The following is a 19,417-nucleotide window of genomic DNA, read 5'->3' on the forward strand; positions in this document are numbered from 1 at the left end:
CACTATTGTAATGCCGTAAATTTTTTTGTTTAATATTTAAATTATTTTTCCACCAATATACAAGTGATATATTTCGCAGTATTTACTTTTTTTGAATTAAAATCAGATGATTATTTTGATCACTTAATCAGCATCGAAAAAATAGATCACGCGCATAATATTTAATCATTATACAAACTTCATCCTTTAAACCATAATACTTACATCGCAAAGACACTGATTCATATCAGATTTGCTTAATGAATTTTGCTCTACCCTCGGATGTTTCTCCCACATATAGAACATCCTTTTTCAGCCCAGCCATCCCAATCGGCTGGGTTTTTTTTATCTTTTATATGACTTTTAACGTAAATAATGAAATAAACCGAGTCGATCTAAAATATCTAAAGTGATTTCCTTCCGTTGCTGAATTTTATCACCATTTTTCATTTCTAAATTTAATGCAAAGGCAGTGACTTGACCGCTGGCTTGTTCTACAAAACCCACATACCAGCCCACCTGAGGCTCAATATCCATTCCCCAACCACTTTTGGCATATAACTTATTCGCACCACGTGATTCAACATACATCATGTCTCTTACATCTTGTTGTACATCTCTACGAAACGGCAATGACAACTGTGCCAATCTATAAACAAATTTAACTTGTTGATCAGGTGTAATCTCTAGAGGACCTTTTAACCAAAATTGATCTATCTCATCCCCGACTTTTGCATTTCCATACTGAATTCGACTTAATTCCTGCTGCATCAATGTTGGTCCAATACGGTGTGCTAAGGCTTGATACACAGGTACAACAGATGCTTGTAAGGCCTCACCAAGCGTAAAATCACGTTGCCAACTATCAAATGAACGCTTATTTCCATCCCATTTAAACACTTCATACCGAGTTGATTTATGATGTTCTAATCCAATCAAAGCATTGACTATTTTAAAAGTGGATGCAGGGATAAAATTTTCTTTTGCTCTTGTTCGATCAGAACCGTAAGTTTTAACGTGTTTGCCATCATAGGTGAGAAATACACCTTGAATATTTTGCTGATTAAATAGGGTCTCAATATGATGCTGATTCTTTGATTCACTGCTATTCAGCATTGAATCGTCTTTTAAATCGTATGCTTTTGTTCTCGGATTAATATGATCTAAGGCCTGGCAGGCAGATAAAAAAACAGACGTTAAAACAAGTGCAACAACGTAGATTCCTTTCAATTCAATGTTCCAATTTGACCAATGCATTTAATTCAATTTTGACAGATTATTTCCAATTTTTTTTGTCTATTTTTAACACTTTTTTTAAAAATAATATTTACATGTGCAATATGCTGGTGCATAATGCCCCACATTAGGGCGAGATAGAAATATACCTCAGCAGAATTTCTGTATTTCCCTCAAGTTTTGGCGAAAAAACCTAGTTTTCATAGAAAACTAGGTTTTTTTTTGCTCAGTATTGATAAAGAATACACCTGATTATGCACTATAATAGTGCAAATAAATATAAGTTATAAAAAACCCAGCCTTGGGGAAAGCTGGGCATATAAGAGAAATAACCACTATAATATTTAGTAAATCTAAAAGGCAAAACTCAATTTATTTAAATATAAAAAAAAACTTAGTTAAGGAGCATGTAATTATGTGAAAATTAACTTAAATTGCAAACATCGCAACCCCTTGAAATTCCTAATCGACCTAACACTTTACCACCAAGTAGGTGAAAAAAGTCACATTATTTATTTTCAAATGAGTTAAAATTAAACGAAAATCTTAAATTTCATGTAAATTAACATTTTCTTTATACGTTTTATCCGATTCTAATAATCTTTTTTTTTTGTATAATTTCGATGCAATTTTTTAAGGTTAATCGACGTTGAAAATCTCCTTATCACATTGTTATTTTTGAATAAAATGTTCAAAAATTCATGTTCTTAATCTTCTTGTATCAAGACATAACACACAACATAAATTTAGACCAGCAGACTATTACCTTAAAGATCATTGACTTAATACATTGTTACAATACAATATTTACTGCATATTCATTCGACATTTATTTGGTAACTATTATGAAAAAAATTAGTTTAGCCACTGCTTTATTAGTAGCAATGACTGGGGCACACGCATATCAAGTTGAAGTACAAGGCGCTGCTGAATACTTTGATGACTCATTGAACAATGATAACTATACTGGTTCTGTTCAAGGTACTTACTACTTCAAGAATGTAGACTCAACTAAAGGTCCTTTAGCTGAAGCGGCTTTCTTAAATCAAGCATCTAATGTTTCTGTTGCTTATAACTTCGGTGAATATTCTGCTGATATTAAAGCTGCTAATCAGAAAGTTGAAGCTCAGCAACATAACTATGGTGCAAAAGCTGAAGCTTATATCCCAACTAAACTTATTCCTTTATATGCAAGCGCGTCATATAGCCACTCAAAAACTGATGCTAAAAATGACTTCACTGCAAACAACCCATTAAACCACCCACAAGTTGCTAAATTAGCAGATGGTAACGGCGATCGTTATGCTTTAGAACTTGGTGCAATGTTACTTCCAAACTTCTTAGTTGCTGTAGGTTATACAAGCGTTGCTGATCAATACTCTTTTGATGTCTTTAAAGCAATCAACAACGGCAGCGTATTCTCAGCACTTGAAACAGGTACTATTGCTGAAGATCAAGATGCGATCACAGCTCGTACTAAATATGTAGGCGGCATCACTGATACAAATATGTCTGTCGGCTTTGAAGCTGGTTTAGTATACGGTGAAGATACACTTTACCAATTAAAATCTGACCTTTACTTCAATCCACAGTTAAGCGCAGGCGTTTCTTATACTGAATCAAGCTTTAATGGCACTCCAAGCTCAGCTATCGGTGCTAACGTAAACTACTTCATCACTCCAGCTGTAGCTGTTGGTGCAAGTTATGTAAATGCTAACGCTGAAAATGGTTCTAGCCGTGATACTGAAACTGTTGGCTTAAATGCTAAATTCCGTTTCTAATAAATTATTAGATACAGAATCAAAAAAGGACGCATAATGCGTCCTTTTTTAATCATTCACTATTTACTCAGGGCTACGAATTACACTTAAGAAATGTAAATGTCTTTCGTATTGATCAATGACATCTTGAATTAAGTCTTCTTGTGTCCAGTCCATTACATCATAGGCCTGTCCACCCTCTCTTAAAAACACTTCCGCCTGATAATAATCCTGCTCATTCACCATTGTATCTGGCATAAAGCTCGGTGGCGTTGTTCTTTGTGACATCACTTGATATACGAAATTCAACTCGTCATGATGATCTACCCTCAACTCTATTCCTTCACCCAATCGATTTACACTAACCTTAAACTGTCTTCTCTTGAACTCTTTCTGCACTTGCTCTAATGCTTGATATACTTGAGATTCAATAAATACATCAACCTCTTCCTTAGAATGAGGATAGTGCATAATCAATCCTAAGCGTTTTTGCCAACTCCGTGGTTGATGAATTGCTCGAGGTGTAATTCTCGCCTCTTGCAGAGCATTCATTTTAATTAAATCTACTTTTAAGGCTTTGAGTAATCCCCAACAAATAAAGAGCATAATGACGGAGAATGGCAATGCACTCATGATGGTTGCAGATTGTAAAGCACCGAGCCCACCGACCAATAATAATACAATTGCCAATACCGCCATAAGCACAGTCCAAAAGAGTCGTTGCCATGTCGGTGAACCTTCACCTTTAGCCGTCAAATAGTCTGTAACTAATGCACCTGAATCCGCTGAAGTGACAAAGAATAAAATAACCAGCGATGTTGCTACCACACTCATCATTGAAGCGAGTGGTAAGCTATTTAAAAATTCGAATAATGCAACGGAAGAATCCTTCTGTACTGCTAGCATCAGTGCTTCATTGCCTTCTTGCATAATACTGAAGAGCGCAGCATTCCCCATAAAGCCCATCCAAATGAGTGTAAATCCAGTAGGAATCAACATAACTCCAACGATAAACTCTCGAATAGTTCTTCCGTGAGACACACGTGCGATAAACATCCCGACAAATGGTGACCATGAGATCCACCATGCCCAATACATAATCGTCCAACCACCAATCCAACCATTGGGTTGATAAGCATATAAATTAAATGTCATGGTAAAGAGATTAGAAACATACTGACCCATGTTCTGAATTGTGGTTTGCAAAAGATAAATGGTAGAACTCGTGAAGAATACAAAGAGTAATAAGCTTAATGCCAATACTAAATTCAGCTCAGACAACCGTTTAATTCCTTTTTCTAAACCTAGAAAAACGGATAATGATGCCAATGCACTGACGATAATAATCAGTATCACTTGTGTACTTGCTGATTGAGGAACATCAAATAAATAATTCAAGCCTGAGTTAATTTGCGTTACACCAAAACCCAACGTTGTCGCCACACCAAATACTGTTCCAATCGTGGCAAATGTGTCTACGGCATCCCCCATTGGACCATGAATTTTTTTTCCAATGATCGGATACAGCGCAGAACGCACTTTTAAAGGCAATTGATGTCGATAAGCAAAATAGGCCAAAGACAATCCAATCAATGCATAGATCCCCCATGCATGAAGTCCCCAGTGGAAGAAAGTCACTCGCATCGCTTGCTGCGCTGCCATAACCGTTTCTCCATCACCGACTGGCGGAGAGACATAATGCATTACAGGTTCTGCTACCCCAAAAAACATCAAGCCAATCCCCATACCTGCGGTAAAGAGCATTGCAAACCAAGAGCCATTACTGTAACTCGGTTGGCTATGATCTGGACCGAGCCTGATTTTGCCGTAGTCAGAAATTGCGATATAAGCCAGCACGATCAGAAATATGGCAACTGCTAAAACATAGAACCAACTAAAAGAATCCGTAATCCATTGGTTCAGTTGCTGAGTAACTAATTCAAAACCATTAGGAGATAACACCACAGTGGCCAAAAATACAAAAATGATGAGTACCGTGCTGATAAAAACACGTGGATTTACATTTGAATACCATGAAGGATGCTGAGAAGACATAATTCCCCTATATATTTATTTTTCGGTGAAACGCTTCAAACTGGATAAAACGCTATATGAATTGAGATCATTTATCCTCAACCTCATACAAAGCCGAGTTAGTTTCATCAAAAACAGAATAGAAAATCGACTCAATATCGAGGGTTGGAGATTATTTTTTGATCTAAGTACTTATTATTCATGATTTTGCAGATGAATGCCGTTAGCAAGATGTAACGTTCTGTTTTAATCATCCTGATGCTTTGGCAAATGAGCAATGTATTGCAGTGCAATTAAGCGCGAAACAATCAAAGCCAGATACATGACTCCACTAAACATTTGAATCATGGCAATCAGTCTCGCCAGCGGACTCAAGGGCATAATATCTGAAAGACCTGTTGCCGACTGAATACTAAAACTGAGAAACAACAAATCTAACCAACTATGTTGAACAGATTGTTCAGGCGTTATGCTAAAACTCAGTGGGTCATATAGCTGGCAGATGCTATATAAAAATACGAAGCTCCATGCAATTAAAGTAAAAACAGCTGCTGCCGCAAATAATTCATCTTTGGTCAAATAGCGGTCTTCGAACATATATCGAACCAAACCATAAGCCGCTGTCGTATACGCGATAACTTCAAATACATGCGCTGTAATTTGAATATAGGCTTGATGGTATCCAATCAGAATCAAGAAAGAAAAAATGAGAGCCCCTAATACCCCAAATAAACCTACAGCACTAAAAATTGGGGTCATTTTGATGACTTTAGCAATAATGAGAAGGACTAAAGCACCGAGAATCCAAGTCATGGAGCGATAAGCCAAATCATGATTTGATACCACTGCGAGGAATAGAATCAGCAGCTGCAAAATCAGTAGACAAGCGGATGGTAAACGTACGAGATCACGTATCGCGCGGCATATTAAATTCATCTCAACTCCAACTATTTTTATTGTTTTGTTTGAATAAAAGCATAGCGGACAGTTGATGAATTGTATGTCATTTAAAATAGAAATTTGGTAAAGAAAAAAAGCCCCTTAAAGGGGCTTTTTATCATGATCAGTATGGTTTAGTGGTCTGACGCACCAGAAATACCAATACCTGTTTGTGAACGTACAAACTGTGCATCAAATGCTTTACGTTCTGCTTGCGCTTGTGCAGAATTGTCTGTCACAGAGAACAACCAGCAGAAGAAGAATGCTAAAGGCATCGCAAATAATGCAGGACCGTTATATGGATTAATTGGTGTATCAGAAATACCAAGCGTATCTACCCAAACTGCTTTAGAAAGTACGATGAGTACAACCGCTAAAACTAATCCAACAACACCACCGGCAACTGCACCACGCGTTGTTAAACCTTTCCAGAACATTGAAAGTACAAGCACTGGGAAGTTTGCACATGCAGCAACAGAGAATGCTAAACCTACCATGAAGGCAACGTTTTGTTTCTCGAACAAGATACCCAAGATCATCGCAAAGATCGCAAGACCTAAAGTCGCGATTTTAGACATACGAAGTTCAGATTCAGGTGTAGTTTGTCCTTTTTTCAATACGTTCGCATATAAGTCATGTGAAATTGCTGAAGCACCTGACAACGTTAAACCTGCAACAACTGCGAGAATCGTGGCAAATGCAACCGCTGAAATGAAGCCCATGAACAAGTCACCGCCTAAAGCATCAGACAAGTGAACCGCAGCCATGTTATTACCACCAACAAGCTCTAGCTTGCCAGTTACTGCCATTTTCGCAATATCAAGGAATTGTGGGTTGTTCGATACATAGAGAATCGCACCGAAACCAATGATGAAAGTTAAAAGATAGAAGTAACCGATAAAGCCTGTTGCAACAACAACTGATTTACGTGCTTCTTTCGCATCTTTTACTGTGAAGAAACGCATGAGGATATGTGGTAAACCAGCTGTACCAAACATCAATGCTAAACCAAGAGAAATCGCATCAATTGGGTTTGATGCCAGACTACCTGGTCCCATGATTTTGGTTGCATCATCTAAGGTTAAATCATGTACTTTAGAGAAGACTTGAATCGATTGCTCGAACATATTGGTGAAGCTAAAGCCAACGCCTTTCATCACCATAAATGCCATGAAGGTAGCACCTGACAACAACATCACTGCCTTAATGGTTTGCACCCATGTTGTCGCTAACATACCGCCAAACATAACGTATGCCATCATAAGCAGACCGACGATGACGACAGCAATGTTATAGTTCAAGCCAAACAGAAGCTTGATCAACTGACCAGCGCCGACCATTTGGGCAATCAAGTAGAATGCAACAACAACAAGAGAGCTTAACGCTGCCAGTGTGCGTACAGGTTTTTCTTGTAAACGGAATGATACAACGTCAGATAAATTGTATTTACCCAAGTTACGCAAACGCTCTGCTATCAAGAAAAGTACGATAGGCCAACCTACCATGAAACCAAGTGAATAGAGTAAGCCATCGAAACCTGACAGGAAAACCATCGCAGAAATACCAAGGAACGATGCTGCGGACATATAGTCACCAGCAATGGCTAAACCATTTTGGAAACCAGAAATTCCACCGCCTGCGGTATAGAAATCTTTGGTGTTTGTGGTTTGTTTAGCTGCCCATTTGGTAATCCCCAGCGTTGCACCGACGAAAATCAAGAACATGATAATCGCAGGCCAATTTGTTGCTTGTTGTTCTGCTGCACCTAAATCAGGACCTGCGAATGCCAATCCAGATAACATTGCAGTCCCTGCAAATGTGAGTAAAGAATTCCATTTCATCTTAGTGTAGTCCCTTCTCGTGAGTGATGGCTTCAACTTCGCGCATAGCTTCTTCGTTTAATTGATCGAGCTTATTGTTGGCAATGTACGAATACACACCACATAACAAGAAAGACAGCACGATGATGCCTAATCCTAGAGGGATACCCCAAGTGGTTACACCACCTGAAAGCGATGACAATAAAAATTCTTTGTTATAGCCAACTAAAAGCATAAAACCAACGTAGACAAACAGCATAATGCCTGTCAATGTCCAGCTCAGTGTGCTTTTCTTTTTGACCATTTCTTTGAATTTGGGATTCTGTAGAATTTGCTCTACTTGTCTCTCATCCATAAACAAGACTCCATATGAGACCCAACCGTAGGTCATTTTTTTTATTTAAATTATTCCGATTTTTAAATTAGCAAGATTTTGCATTGGTTGTAATTTAGACTTTGGTCGCTAAATTTTGATCAATTTGAACGTGACAGTTCATGGATGCGTTATCATTACACGAGATTCTCAAGTGTAAGTCCTATGAACAGTTGGTTGATTATTGGGGTACTCGCCCTCTACATCCTCATCCTTTTTATTTGCGCCTTTTTTGGTGAAAAACATGCCAGTCGGCTCAGCCCACGTGGACGCATGTTATTGTTTAGTTTGACCTTAGGCGTGTACTGTTCGTCTTGGACATTCTACGGCGCAACGGGTGCTGCTGTTCGTGAAGGGATCATTTTCCTTCCAATCTACTTAGGCCCACTTCTGTTTGTCTGGTTTGGTTATGATATTTGGCGTCGCTTAGGTCGAGTACGTCAGCACCATGCTATTTCCTCAATTGCTGACTTTGTGGCAGCACGTTATGGCAAAAGCGGACCTCTCGCCTCACTCGTCACCATTTTAGCCGTGATCGCCATCACTCCTTATCTTGCCTTACAACTGAGAGCCATTGCACTCAGTGCATCCGTGATGTTGCAACAAGATTCAGAAGTGATGAATCTGACCACCAATGGTGTTCTTGCACTTACAGGGGTTCTCGCAATTTTGGCTATGATGTTTGGTACACGTCAGATTGCCAACACCGAACAGCATGGCGGTTTAATGCTGGCAGTCGCTTTTGAATCCTTTGTTAAATTATTTGCACTCCTCTGTGTCGCTTTTTTCTTTTTATTTGAACGCCCCGAAAACCTCATTCAAGTTTCCGCAGACGTATCCAAAACCTTCCATGAAATTCAACTGATGGGCGTGCCAGATACCTTTTGGATTCAAACACTTTTAGCAGCATTAGCGATTATATGTTTGCCACGCCAGTTTCATGTTGCTGTAGTTGAATTACGTGATGAAAAACATATTCGTGGTGCGCGCAGATGGTTTGCCGCTTACATCATTTTAACCGTTGTCGCGATTATTCCGATTGCAAGTTGGGCACTTCATGCTGCACCAGAATACATGGCAGTCCCTGATGTTGCCGTGCTGTCACTGCCTTTGAGCTATAACCAAGAATGGCTGACGCTCTTAGCATTCCTTGGAGGATTTTCGGCTTCAACTGGTATGCTTTTAGTCTCTTCAGTCGCACTCTCAATCATGCTCAGTAACGACTTGATTATGCCTGCGCTATGGCGTTTGGGTTGGATTTCTCGTCATGACAAGCGTTTACCTCGAATGCTGAAATTCACACGTCGCGTATGTATTTTGGCGGTCATGCTACTTGGATTCTTATTCTTCCATTTCTTTAATGACATTGATCAGCTGTCAGTATTTGGTCTTTTGGCATTTAGTGCTGTTGCACAGTTTGCACCTGCACTTATTGGGGGGTTGTACTGGCGTGGTGGAAGTAAACAAGGGGTCTATGCAGGTCTCATCGTTGGTTTTGTGATGTGGAGTTACACACTGCTCTTACCAACAATTTTAAGAAGTTTACCAGATGAATATTATCAATTTACTTATTCGTTTCTGATGTTTGGCCCTCTGGGATTTGACTTATTAAAGCCTGAAGCATTACTTGGTTTTGAATCATTTGCGCCATTAACACATGGTGTAATTTGGTCACTTGGCTTAAATATCGTGCTCTACATCTGGATCTCACGAATTTATCGTCCAAGTATTGCTGAGCAAATACAGGCAGAAAGTTTCTTCTATTACGAAACAAAACCCCTACAAACGCAACAAACCTCAAATGAAGTTAATTATTTACATCATGATGTCGCACGATTAAAAGTGGGTGACCTGATCACGCTTGCCAAACGGATTACGGGTGAAGGTCCGACCATGCATGCGTTTAATCAATTCTGCTTATCCAATAATGTGATATTAAACGAAAACAGCAGTGCCAATGGGATGTGGTGGCGTTTCACTGAACAATATCTTGCTGGCACAATTGGAGCTGCATCGGCACGTACCCTACTCACTACAGCCATGGTTAACAATGGATTAGCACTTGGACAGGTCGCTAATATTCTAGATCAAGCATCACAATGGCAACGCTTTAACCAAAATCTAATTATGACCATGATCGACCACATGACCCAAGGGGTAAGTGTTGTCGATGAAAACATGTGTTTAGTCGCATGGAATAATCAATATCTCGTTTTATTCGATTATCCAAAAGATTTGGTATATGTGGGCTGCCCAATTGCAGACTTGATCCGATACAACGCAGAGCGCGGTGAATGTGGACCTGGTTCCGTTGAAGAGCACGTACGTAAACGTATTCATTGGATGAAAGTAGGTAGCGCTCATGAGTTCGAACGTATTCGAAAAGATGGTCGTGTTATCCAAATGCGAGGAAATCCAATCGAAGGCGGTGGCTTCGTGACGACATTTGCTGATATCACGGCATTCCGAGAAACTGAAGCACTACTTGAAGGACGCGTTCAAGATCGTACTCAACAACTTGCCAATGCCTTGGCAGAACAACAATTGGCACGTGAACAAGCTGACAAAGCCAATATGTCAAAAAGTCGATTCATTGCTGCAGCAAGTCATGATTTACTTCAACCTATGCACGCTGCACGGTTATTCAGTACGGCATTAGAACAAAGCATTCAAAATGAAGAAGATGCTAAAACGCTACAGCAACTCGACCGTGCCTTACATGGTGCAGAGAGTATGCTTTCTGCATTATTAGACATTGCACGTTTAGAAGGTGGAACAATACAACCTAAACGACAAGCCTATCCATTACATGACCTATTGAGTGACTTAGAACTACAATTTAAATCAATTGCAGCACAACGAGCGATCTCCTTCCGAGTGCATGACGTGAAGTTCTGGATTGATACAGATCCTCAATGGATTCGCCGTATTATTCAAAACTTTGTCAGTAATGCCCTAAGATACACAGCAAAAGGTCGTGTAATTGTTGGGGTGTTACGTTCAGCAGAAAGAGCGAATCATATTCGTATTGGTGTTTGGGATACTGGTCCAGGGATTGCTGAACAACAACGTATTAAACTCTTCCAAGAGTTTGAACGTTGCGGACATACCTCGCCATGGGGTGAACAAGGTTTAGGTCTTGGACTCGCCATCGTTCAGAGAATGACCAGTATGTTGGGTTATCCTGTGCATGTGTATTCCGAGTTGGGTAAGGGTTCATGTTTTATGATTGAAGTCCCACTCATCGATGCACCAAAGGTTGTGACCGCACCAGTTCAAGCCACACCATTAAAATCTGCAGCGTATAAAATTTTATGTTTAGACAATGATGAAACTATTTTAGAAGGCATGGCAACTTTGCTTACTAAATGGGGTTATCAAGTGTTTAAAGCCACAGAACCTGAACAAGCGCTTGAGATTATTCAACAAGAGAACATTCAAGTTTGGTTGGTCGATCAACACCTGAATTCAAATAAAATAGGATTAGATTTTATTGTAGACCATCGTCAAGAAAATGTACCTGTAGCATTGATTACAGCTGATTCAGATCCTGAGCTTCCTCAACGACTCAAAGAGCTGAATATTGTCCTACTGAAAAAACCTCTCAAACCTGCCTCACTACGTTCATGGTTATCAGGTTTAAAAATTTCAAAATAAGATTCGAAATAGTCATATTTTGATACATTCATCACCCAGTTTTTCCAAGAAAAGCTGGGTGATTTTTATACATATTCACACCGTACTTTACAATGATTGGCAGATCTCAGCTTTAGAGGTGGCAAAAGAGAACAAAATAAAGCTAAAAAGAGCATTGGCAATTGACCAAAAAAATCAAAGTCCGATTTTCTATGGCAAAACACATCAAAAGTTGAAATATCATTTAAAACAAATAGTTACAAGTTTACTAACATCATGTTTTTAGATGACAAATTTACTCATCAAATAAAAATTAATACTTTAGTCTTATTCTTATTGCAATCAACATAATTCTAAATCTAGCCATCAGCACATCTTCTTTCGATTAAAGAAATCAAAGTGCCTCAAATTTTCTCGAGAATAAAAGTATCAAATGGAGTCTTGCAATGAACATTTCAGAAGCTATGCCACATGGTTTAGATCGTAATCACGAATTTCATCGCCAATATGGTGCCAATGCAATTTTGCCTGAAATCAAGTGGCAAGAAATTTTTCCATCTACATCCTTAAAAAATGTACATGTACGTGCCTTGGAACAGATTTACCAAACTGCAGTACCTTTGGCTTTACAGGTTTTTGAACAATTAAAATTTGATGTATTTACACCAGCAGCTTATCACCCTCAAGGCTTAGGTTTATTTGATAAACTGGCACAACAAGAAAATCAACTTATTCAACGTTTAGCATCAGAATGCCGAGATTTAGATGAACATACGCGTCATCAAGTGTGGAGTATGTTGTTGCGTGGTGGTGCCGTTTTGGTCTTTAAAGCTTGGCTTGGTAAAGTGAAAACTGGTGAAAATACGCTTGATACCACGCAGTTTGATGAAATTTCAGATTTACTCTTTATCAAAACATCGCCGCTTGCACTCGCAGAACAACTGGGCATCGATGCATATGCAGATTTCGATCATATTTTTCTCATGTATGGCAATGAGGTGTTTTTAGATCGTTTTAATGGACTTGAAACGGCTGCACTCTTTGTTGATCTGAAAGTTTATGATGCCGCTTTTTTAAGTCTTAGAGATGATCGCGTTGCAGAATATTTAAAACGCAAGGGCTATGTAACTCAAGACCAAATTGATGAACTTCAATGTGCACTCAATCCTCTGTATTGTAATGAGTTGACACCTAAACAGGACTGTTTAGCCTAAAGTAGATACGCATCGAAAAAAAGACCTTTGATTAGGTCTTTTTTTCAAATCTAGGAATCAATTAAACACGTTTTTCTTCGATGTTTAATGCATTAATCGCTAATACAGCCTGAGTACGATTTTGAACGCCTAATTTACGGAAAATCGCGGTCACATGCGCTTTAATCGTTGCTTCAGAAACATCAAGTTCGTATGCGATCTGTTTATTCAACAAACCTTCTGCAACCATCATTAACACTCGGAATTGTTGTGGTGTTAGAGATTGAATACGTTCTGCTAAAGCTGTTTCATCTGCAGCACGTGGATCAAAGTTTAAATTCGCAGGCAGATTTGGCGGTAACCACATATCCCCTTCTAATACCTGACGAATCGCTTCACCAATGTGACTTGGATGCGCTGATTTTGGAATATAGCCCATTGCACCATGTGCAATCGAGCGTTGAATAATTGAAACTTCTTCATGCGCCGATACGACAATAATTGGTAACGATGGATACTGTGCACGCACATGCACCAACGCTGAGAAGCCTGATGCACCTGGAAGATTCAAATCTAAAAGCACTAAATCTGGTTCAGGACCTTTTTCTAAACGTTCATAAAATTCATTAACAGCAGCTGTTTCATGGATTTGGGCTTGCGGTAAGCTGTAACGAACTGCTTGAATTAAAGCATGACGAAACAGTGGATGATCATCAACGATTAAAATATTCATAAGCGAGGCGAGAGATCTCAAACACAATCAATATACTAACTGTGCTATAGCTGTTAAGGATATATAAATATTAACGAATTTTTGCAGAAAATGTCGGGCTAAATCTTACAAACGCGATTTTTTTATGTAATTTTGAAAATTCGATAAGCACATCACTTTTAAATATAAAATTTATTCAAATATTGAAATAGCTTATTCATAATCATAAATATACGTTTATTCAGTTATTTATCACTTATTTGTATCTCAAAAAGATTAAATTATCGCCATATACGCAAAAATGATATTTATTCTTATTTTGCTTATTTTACAGAATAAGCATAAATCCACATAAATAGTGCATCCGAGATTAATTTTAAATTTTTAGGTTTGTACTATGTCTACTGCTCAACAAAAACCATTAAATATCGTTGCTGTCTCTGGCGGTCTAAATAATCCTTCAAAAACTGAAGCGCTTGTTCAAGCGATTTTGGATGAGTTAGGTGAAGCAACACCTATTAATGTGCATTTTATTAAATTTAGCGAAATCGGTCATTTATTAGGTGGTGCCATTTATCGCAATCAGCTGCCGCAACGTGTTCAAGATGATCTTGCTGCTGTTGAAGCCGCGGATGCGTTGATTGTGGGAACGCCCGTATATCGCGCATCTTTCACAGGTTTATTTAAACATTTCTTTGACTTTGTAGAACAAACTGCGCTGGTAGATGTTCCTGTATTACTTGCTGCATCAGGGGGCAGTGATCGCCATGCCTTGGTACTTGAGCATCAATTGCGTCCTTTATTTAGCTTCTTCCAAGCACAGACTTTGCCAATTGGCGTTTATGCAACTGATCGTGATTTTACGCCTGAATACACCATTCACAGTGAACTATTACGTGCGCGCATTACCTTAGCCATTGCTCGTGCTTTACCAATTTTAGAGTGGGCACCAGCCAAAGGTAAACGTGCTGAGGTTGTGAAAGATAAAACCCAACAAGCCAATCAGAACTTGGGCATTAACAAACAAATTGAACAAGAAGAAGTATTACCTTCAGCAGCAGTACCAAGTTTAGATGCAGCAGAGTCACGCTTGCATCACAAGAATAATGCTGCCCCAAAAATTGAAGTGGCATAAATATAATTGAATCAATGAGGGTATAAGCCATGTCTAATGCACAAAAACAAGCGATTAAATTTGCCTATTGGGTTCCAAATGTCAGTGGTGGTCTTGTCGTCAGTAATGTTGAACAACGAACAGACTGGAGCTACGACTACAATGTTCGACTCGCGCAAGCTGCTGAAAAAAGTGGATTTGAATATGCTTTGACACAGATTCGATTCACGGCAGGATACGGTGCGGAGAATCAGCATGAATCTGTAAGCTTTAGTCATGGCTTATTGGCAAAAACTGAAAAATTACGTGTAATCGCAGCAATTTTACCAGGCCCTTGGAAACCCGCGCTGGCGGCTAAACAGCTCGCGACAATTGATCATTTAACCAATGGTCGTATCGCTATTAATGTTGTGAGCGGATGGTTCCGTGGTGAATTTGATGCCATCGGTGAAGAATGGCCTGAACACGATCAACGATATGCACGTTCAGAGGAGTTTATTCGTAGCTTAAAAGGCATTTGGACGCAGGATAACTTTAGTTTTGATGGAAAATATTATCAATTTAAAGACTACACCTTGAAGCCAAAACCTGTTCAAAGCCCACATATTGAAATTTTCCAAGGGGGTAGCTCGCGTGCCGCACGTGATATGGCATCTCGTGTTTCTGATTGGTATTTCACCAATGGAAATACGCCTGCTGAAATTAAAAAGCAGATTGATGACATCCGTGAAAAAGCCAAGCTGAATCAACATCAAGTCAAAATTGGGGTGAATGCCTTTATCATTGCTCGCGATACTGAAGAGGAAGCAAAAGCTGTACTTCAAGAAATCATTGACAATGCAAATGTAGAAGCAGTCAATGCTTTTGGTGATGCAACTCGTGAAGCAGGTGCCGCAACTCAAGAAGGTGAAGGTAACTGGGCAAAATCAACATTTGAAGATCTTGTCCAATACAACGACGGGTTCAGAACAAATCTCATCGGTACACCGCAACAAATTGCTGAACGTATCGTTGAATTAAAATCAGTTGGTGTGGATCTGATCTTATCTGGCTTCTTACATTTTATAGAGGAAGTTGAATATTTTGGTGAAAAAGTACTGCCTTTAGTTCGAAAACTCGAAGCTGAACAGCAACAACACATCACCGCTAAATCAGCTTAATTGGTCTTCGATTATTCAACAACGATCTGAATGAAATCAGCGCTTTGTTCAATCTTGTTTTGACCCTGATAACTATAATAATAGCGTCATGCAGTAGCAACTTAACCCCCAAGGCTCGGCTTGGGGGGCTTTTTATTGGATAGTTCATATAATCTGATCAGCAACAGTACATCGAAAATTGAATAAATCGTACATTGTTCCGCTGTTACACGGTTATAATCACCTCAAAAATGAAGACAGCACAGCCTTATGGGTTCAATTCAATCAATAGAACATTCAAATAATTCCTCTAGTATTTCAGCAAATAAAATGGCGGTTCATATTATTTTCGCTATTGCATTAGCGCATGGATTACATGATCTGATCCAGTCTTGCTTACCTGCCATTTATCCCATGCTGAAACTCAATTTTGACTTAAGCTTTACCCAAATCGGGATTATTTCTTTGGTCTATCAAATGACTGCATCTATTCTGCAACCTTGGGTTGGACTCTACACTGATAAGCATCCTAAGCCCTACCTCCTCCCTTTGGGTATGTGCGTTACACTGCTAGGTATCGTTCTGCTGGCATTTGCATGGACTTTTCAAATCTTACTGATTTCAGCAGCACTCATCGGTCTGGGCTCATCTGCCTTTCACCCAGAAGCCTCACGAGTAGCGAGAACAGCATCAGGTGGTCGCTTCGGAACTGCTCAATCCGCTTTTCAAGTGGGTGGTAATAGCGGCTCTGCCGTTGGGCCACTGTTGGCCGCAGCAATCATTGTACCGAACGGCCAAGCCTCAGTTGCTTGGCTCATGATATTTGCCATTTTCGCTATTTATCTGCTTTACAGAATCAGTCGATGGACCATTCAATATGGTGTTCAAGCTGCTTCAGCAGTAAAAGCCAAGCAATCAACACCGTTGAAAGGTTCTAAACTTGTACAGGGAATTGTGATTATCTGTGCGTTAATGTTTGCAAAATTCACGTACATTGCAAGTATTGGAAATTACTATACCTTCTATTTGATCGAAAAGTTTCAGGTCAGTATTCAACAGGCTCAGCTTTATTTATTTGCTTTTTTAGCCGCAGTCGCAATCGGTACTTTTGCTGGCGGCCCTATCGGTGACAAAATAGGTCGTAAAGCTGTCATTTGGATTTCCTTCATTAGCATGACACCCTTTGCATTACTCATGCCACATGTGAATTTGATGTGGACGTGTATCTTTGCGATTCTTGCTGGATTGATTATGTCTTCCGCATTTTCAGCAATGGTTGTATATGCACAAGAAGCGATGCCAGGTCGTGTCGGCATGGTCTCTGGTTTGATGTTTGGTTTGATGTTTGGGATCAGCGGTATCGCGGCAGCAGCTTTGGGCTATGTGGCAGATCATCAAGGTATTCGTTGGGTATTTCACTTTAGCTCATACTTACCACTACTGGGTTTATTGACCTTCTTTTTACCTAGAACCAATTGATCTGCATAAGATGATCATCGCTACGATCTCAGTTAGGATTAAAAGCAATTAAGATTTATTTTTAGGCAAAGGTTTATTATGTATACAGGTATCGTGCAAGGGTTAGAAAAAGTATTAGATATACAGCATAAAGAGGGATATCGGACTTTTGTTATTTCTAATGCGCTCAATCTTTTTCATGATGTATTTATCGGCGCCAGTGTTGCTATTAATGGTGTTTGCTTAACCGCTACACAAATTGATCTGATCGCTGGTCAAGTGCATTTTGATGTTTCAAATCTGACACTTGAATTAACCACTTTAGGTCAACTCAACGTCGGTGATGAGGTCAACATTGAACGCTCCGCTAAAGTAGGTGCTGAGAATGGTGGGCATAATTTATATGGTCATATTGAAGGCACTGCAACCGTAAAGCATTTAACCAAAAATGGTGAAACGTTTCATATCGACCTTGAAATTCCAAATGGCAATATCAAATATTTCTTCTTAAAGGGCTTTATCGGTTTAAATGGCTGCAGTTTGACAGTCAATCGGGTTGATCGTGCAAACAATCAAATCTCAATCGATCTTATTCCAGAAACTTTACGCTTAACCACATGGAAATATGTTCAAGTCGGCGATCAAGTCAATTACGAAATTGATCAGATGACACGTACGCTTGTCGATACTTTAGAAAATATTCATCAAAAATAAATAAAAGCCTCTACGATAGAGGCTCTTTTCATAATCAATTCCATCTAAGAGTAGAAACTCGGATCTGGAACTTTTCCAGTTAATGCCCACTCTCCGACTTCCTGATATTTATAATCAATTGGATCATGCAGGGTTTGGGTTCGTACATTACGCCAGAATCGATCTAAATTCAGTTTTGCAGTAGTCGAGCGTGCACCCATCACTTGAAAAATATTTTGTGTCACATAAAGTGAAGTATGAGTCGCTGCGATTTTGGCGGTGGCGATTGCAATTGAGGCTTCACCACGTTGCTCCGCAGTTAATGTTTCCCCTTCATCCCACGCCTTTTGTAATGTATTGATCGCTTTTTCCGCGAGCAAGCGCACACCTTCAAGTTGCACATAAAATTCGGCGAAATGCTTTTGGGTAAATGGATCATTCACCGCTTGTTCAACCAGTGATTTCGACCAAGCTTTTTGTGTTTGAACTGTCTCTTTCGCAACATTGAACGCTCCCTCAGCAACACCTAAAAATAAATGCACGAAAATCAGTTGAGCAATTAGCGGTCTCAAACTTGAATAAGGTGTACTTAAAGGACCGGGATTGAGGAGTAATTCATCCTTGCGAATTTTGACCTGTTCAAAATGACTGGTACCACTATCCGTTTGACGTTGCCCCATATTATTCCAATCTCCAAGAAAGCTCACGCCCTCTCGTGCTGTTGGAATCACGCCAATCAGTAACTTTCCATCTTCATTAAATCCCGAACAGAGCAAGATATCTGAATCAATTGATCCAGAACAAAAACTTTTATCACCATGGAAGATAAATTCTTCATCAGAAACTTGTTTCGCGGTTGTTCTACGATCTAATGGATTTAACGTATTACCCCAAAATAAGCTATGTTTGGCTGTTTGTATAAACCAATCTCCATATTGAGCTGGCTGTGCAAAAATTTGTACCGTCGCTATAAGCAAATGATGAAAGCCATATACATGCGCAAGCGAACTATCGACTTGAGCAATGGTTTGAATGGTTTTAAAAATCGTGCTCCAAGTTGCACCTTGCCCACCAAATTCTTTTGGAATAGATAAAGACAACAAACCACTTTGTCGAATTAGATCTCGCTGAGCCTTTGGATTTCCACCCTGTTTGTCACGTTCTGCTGCGGTCTTCGCAAACTCAGATGCAAGTATTTGCGCAGTCTCAAGTGGCGTTTCAGGGTTAAAATTTAGGGGAGAATTCATTGTTATATTCCGTATCGCATCTGCTGATAAGCTTAGCAGATCAACATGATTTGACTTATCACAATGCCTGCTTTTCTTATCACT

General features: G+C 39.4%; 14 protein-coding genes. 7 read left to right on the forward strand and 7 right to left on the reverse strand.

Going from position 1 to position 19,417, the window contains the following annotated elements; all coding sequences use genetic code 11:
• Positions 1–342: 342 nt before the first annotated feature.
• Positions 343–1,236, reverse strand: coding sequence for a class D beta-lactamase (gene blaOXA, locus BMW42_RS03980; RefSeq protein ID WP_092766492.1), 894 nt, complete (start codon positions 1,234–1,236; stop codon positions 343–345).
• Between the two features lie 824 nt (positions 1,237–2,060).
• Between blaOXA and omp33-36 the strand changes: the two genes are divergently transcribed.
• On the forward strand, positions 2,061–2,996 hold the full coding sequence (gene omp33-36, locus BMW42_RS03985) for a porin Omp33-36 (RefSeq protein WP_092766493.1): 936 nt from the start codon (positions 2,061–2,063) through the stop codon (positions 2,994–2,996).
• Between the two features lie 63 nt (positions 2,997–3,059).
• Here omp33-36 and betT read toward each other — a convergent pair whose 3' ends face one another.
• The 4 genes from betT to BMW42_RS04005 all read right to left on the reverse strand — a co-directional run bounded on the left by betT (position 3,060) and on the right by BMW42_RS04005 (position 8,123).
• The gene (gene betT, locus BMW42_RS03990; protein WP_092766494.1) at positions 3,060–5,030 is read right to left on the reverse strand and encodes a choline BCCT transporter BetT; all 1,971 of its coding nucleotides are present in this window, start codon (positions 5,028–5,030) and stop codon (positions 3,060–3,062) included.
• A gap of 225 nt (positions 5,031–5,255) precedes the next feature.
• Positions 5,256–5,945: an ion channel gene (locus BMW42_RS03995; protein WP_092766495.1), complete on the reverse strand. Its 690-nt coding sequence runs from the start codon at positions 5,943–5,945 to the stop codon at positions 5,256–5,258.
• Positions 5,946–6,082: 137 nt separating this feature from the next.
• Positions 6,083–7,789 (reverse strand): cation acetate symporter, encoded by a 1,707-nt coding sequence (locus BMW42_RS04000; RefSeq protein WP_092766496.1) that lies wholly within the window; start codon positions 7,787–7,789, stop codon positions 6,083–6,085.
• 1 nt (position 7,790) lies between these two features.
• Positions 7,791–8,123: a DUF485 domain-containing protein gene (locus tag BMW42_RS04005; RefSeq protein ID WP_035265779.1), complete on the reverse strand. Its 333-nt coding sequence runs from the start codon at positions 8,121–8,123 to the stop codon at positions 7,791–7,793.
• A 183-nt stretch (positions 8,124–8,306) separates the two neighbouring features.
• On the opposite strand from BMW42_RS04005, the gene BMW42_RS04010 reads away from it, so the two are divergent.
• Positions 8,307–11,798, forward strand: coding sequence for a hybrid sensor histidine kinase/response regulator (locus tag BMW42_RS04010; RefSeq protein ID WP_092766497.1), 3,492 nt, complete (start codon positions 8,307–8,309; stop codon positions 11,796–11,798).
• A 425-nt stretch (positions 11,799–12,223) separates the two neighbouring features.
• The gene (locus BMW42_RS04020; protein WP_092766499.1) at positions 12,224–12,991 is read left to right on the forward strand and encodes a hypothetical protein; all 768 of its coding nucleotides are present in this window, start codon (positions 12,224–12,226) and stop codon (positions 12,989–12,991) included.
• A gap of 61 nt (positions 12,992–13,052) precedes the next feature.
• Here the strand turns inward: BMW42_RS04020 and BMW42_RS04025 are convergent, their stop codons facing one another.
• Complete coding sequence (locus BMW42_RS04025; protein WP_035265788.1) at positions 13,053–13,703, reverse strand: response regulator; 651 nt, start codon at positions 13,701–13,703, stop codon at positions 13,053–13,055.
• A 376-nt stretch (positions 13,704–14,079) separates the two neighbouring features.
• Here BMW42_RS04025 and msuE point away from each other — a divergent pair, with 376 nt between their 5' ends.
• The 4 genes from msuE to BMW42_RS04045 all read left to right on the forward strand — a co-directional run bounded on the left by msuE (position 14,080) and on the right by BMW42_RS04045 (position 18,107).
• Positions 14,080–14,817 (forward strand): FMN reductase, encoded by a 738-nt coding sequence (gene msuE / locus BMW42_RS04030; RefSeq protein WP_035265789.1) that lies wholly within the window; start codon positions 14,080–14,082, stop codon positions 14,815–14,817.
• Between the two features lie 29 nt (positions 14,818–14,846).
• On the forward strand, positions 14,847–15,956 hold the full coding sequence (sfnG, locus tag BMW42_RS04035) for a dimethylsulfone monooxygenase SfnG (RefSeq protein WP_092766500.1): 1,110 nt from the start codon (positions 14,847–14,849) through the stop codon (positions 15,954–15,956).
• Between the two features lie 309 nt (positions 15,957–16,265).
• Entirely contained in the window at positions 16,266–17,414 is a 1,149-nt protein-coding gene (locus BMW42_RS04040) for an MFS transporter (RefSeq protein WP_416224316.1), read from the forward strand.
• Between the two features lie 78 nt (positions 17,415–17,492).
• Positions 17,493–18,107, forward strand: a complete 615-nt coding sequence (locus BMW42_RS04045) for a riboflavin synthase subunit alpha (RefSeq protein ID WP_092766502.1) — start codon at positions 17,493–17,495, stop codon at positions 18,105–18,107.
• Positions 18,108–18,151: 44 nt separating this feature from the next.
• Here BMW42_RS04045 and BMW42_RS04050 read toward each other — a convergent pair whose 3' ends face one another.
• A complete protein-coding gene (locus BMW42_RS04050; RefSeq protein WP_092766503.1) occupies positions 18,152–19,333 on the reverse strand; it encodes an acyl-CoA dehydrogenase family protein in 1,182 nt (393 codons plus the stop codon).
• Positions 19,334–19,417: the final 84 nt, after the last annotated feature.

It is taken from the genome of Acinetobacter sp. DSM 11652 (assembly GCF_900109815.1).
In the GTDB taxonomy this organism is placed as follows: Bacteria; Pseudomonadota; Gammaproteobacteria; order Pseudomonadales; family Moraxellaceae; genus Acinetobacter.

Excerpts from the sequence above, each read along its gene's own strand:
- BMW42_RS04050 (WP_092766503.1), bottom strand. The coding sequence starts at position 19,333 with ATGAATTCTCCCCTAAATTTTAACCCTGAAACGCCACTTGAGACTGCG.
- BMW42_RS04040 (WP_416224316.1), top strand. The coding sequence starts at position 16,266 with ATGGCGGTTCATATTATTTTCGCTATTGCATTAGCGCATGGATTACAT.
- sfnG (WP_092766500.1), top strand. The coding sequence starts at position 14,847 with ATGTCTAATGCACAAAAACAAGCGATTAAATTTGCCTATTGGGTTCCA.
- BMW42_RS04020 (WP_092766499.1), top strand. The coding sequence starts at position 12,224 with ATGAACATTTCAGAAGCTATGCCACATGGTTTAGATCGTAATCACGAA.
- BMW42_RS04005 (WP_035265779.1), bottom strand. The coding sequence starts at position 8,123 with ATGGATGAGAGACAAGTAGAGCAAATTCTACAGAATCCCAAATTCAAA.
- BMW42_RS04010 (WP_092766497.1), top strand. The coding sequence starts at position 8,307 with ATGAACAGTTGGTTGATTATTGGGGTACTCGCCCTCTACATCCTCATC.
- msuE (WP_035265789.1), top strand. The coding sequence starts at position 14,080 with ATGTCTACTGCTCAACAAAAACCATTAAATATCGTTGCTGTCTCTGGC.
- BMW42_RS04045 (WP_092766502.1), top strand. The coding sequence starts at position 17,493 with ATGTATACAGGTATCGTGCAAGGGTTAGAAAAAGTATTAGATATACAG.
- BMW42_RS04025 (WP_035265788.1), bottom strand. The coding sequence starts at position 13,703 with ATGAATATTTTAATCGTTGATGATCATCCACTGTTTCGTCATGCTTTA.
- omp33-36 (WP_092766493.1), top strand. The coding sequence starts at position 2,061 with ATGAAAAAAATTAGTTTAGCCACTGCTTTATTAGTAGCAATGACTGGG.
- blaOXA (WP_092766492.1), bottom strand. The coding sequence starts at position 1,236 with ATGCATTGGTCAAATTGGAACATTGAATTGAAAGGAATCTACGTTGTT.
- BMW42_RS03995 (WP_092766495.1), bottom strand. The coding sequence starts at position 5,945 with ATGAATTTAATATGCCGCGCGATACGTGATCTCGTACGTTTACCATCC.
- BMW42_RS04000 (WP_092766496.1), bottom strand. The coding sequence starts at position 7,789 with ATGAAATGGAATTCTTTACTCACATTTGCAGGGACTGCAATGTTATCT.
- betT (WP_092766494.1), bottom strand. The coding sequence starts at position 5,030 with ATGTCTTCTCAGCATCCTTCATGGTATTCAAATGTAAATCCACGTGTT.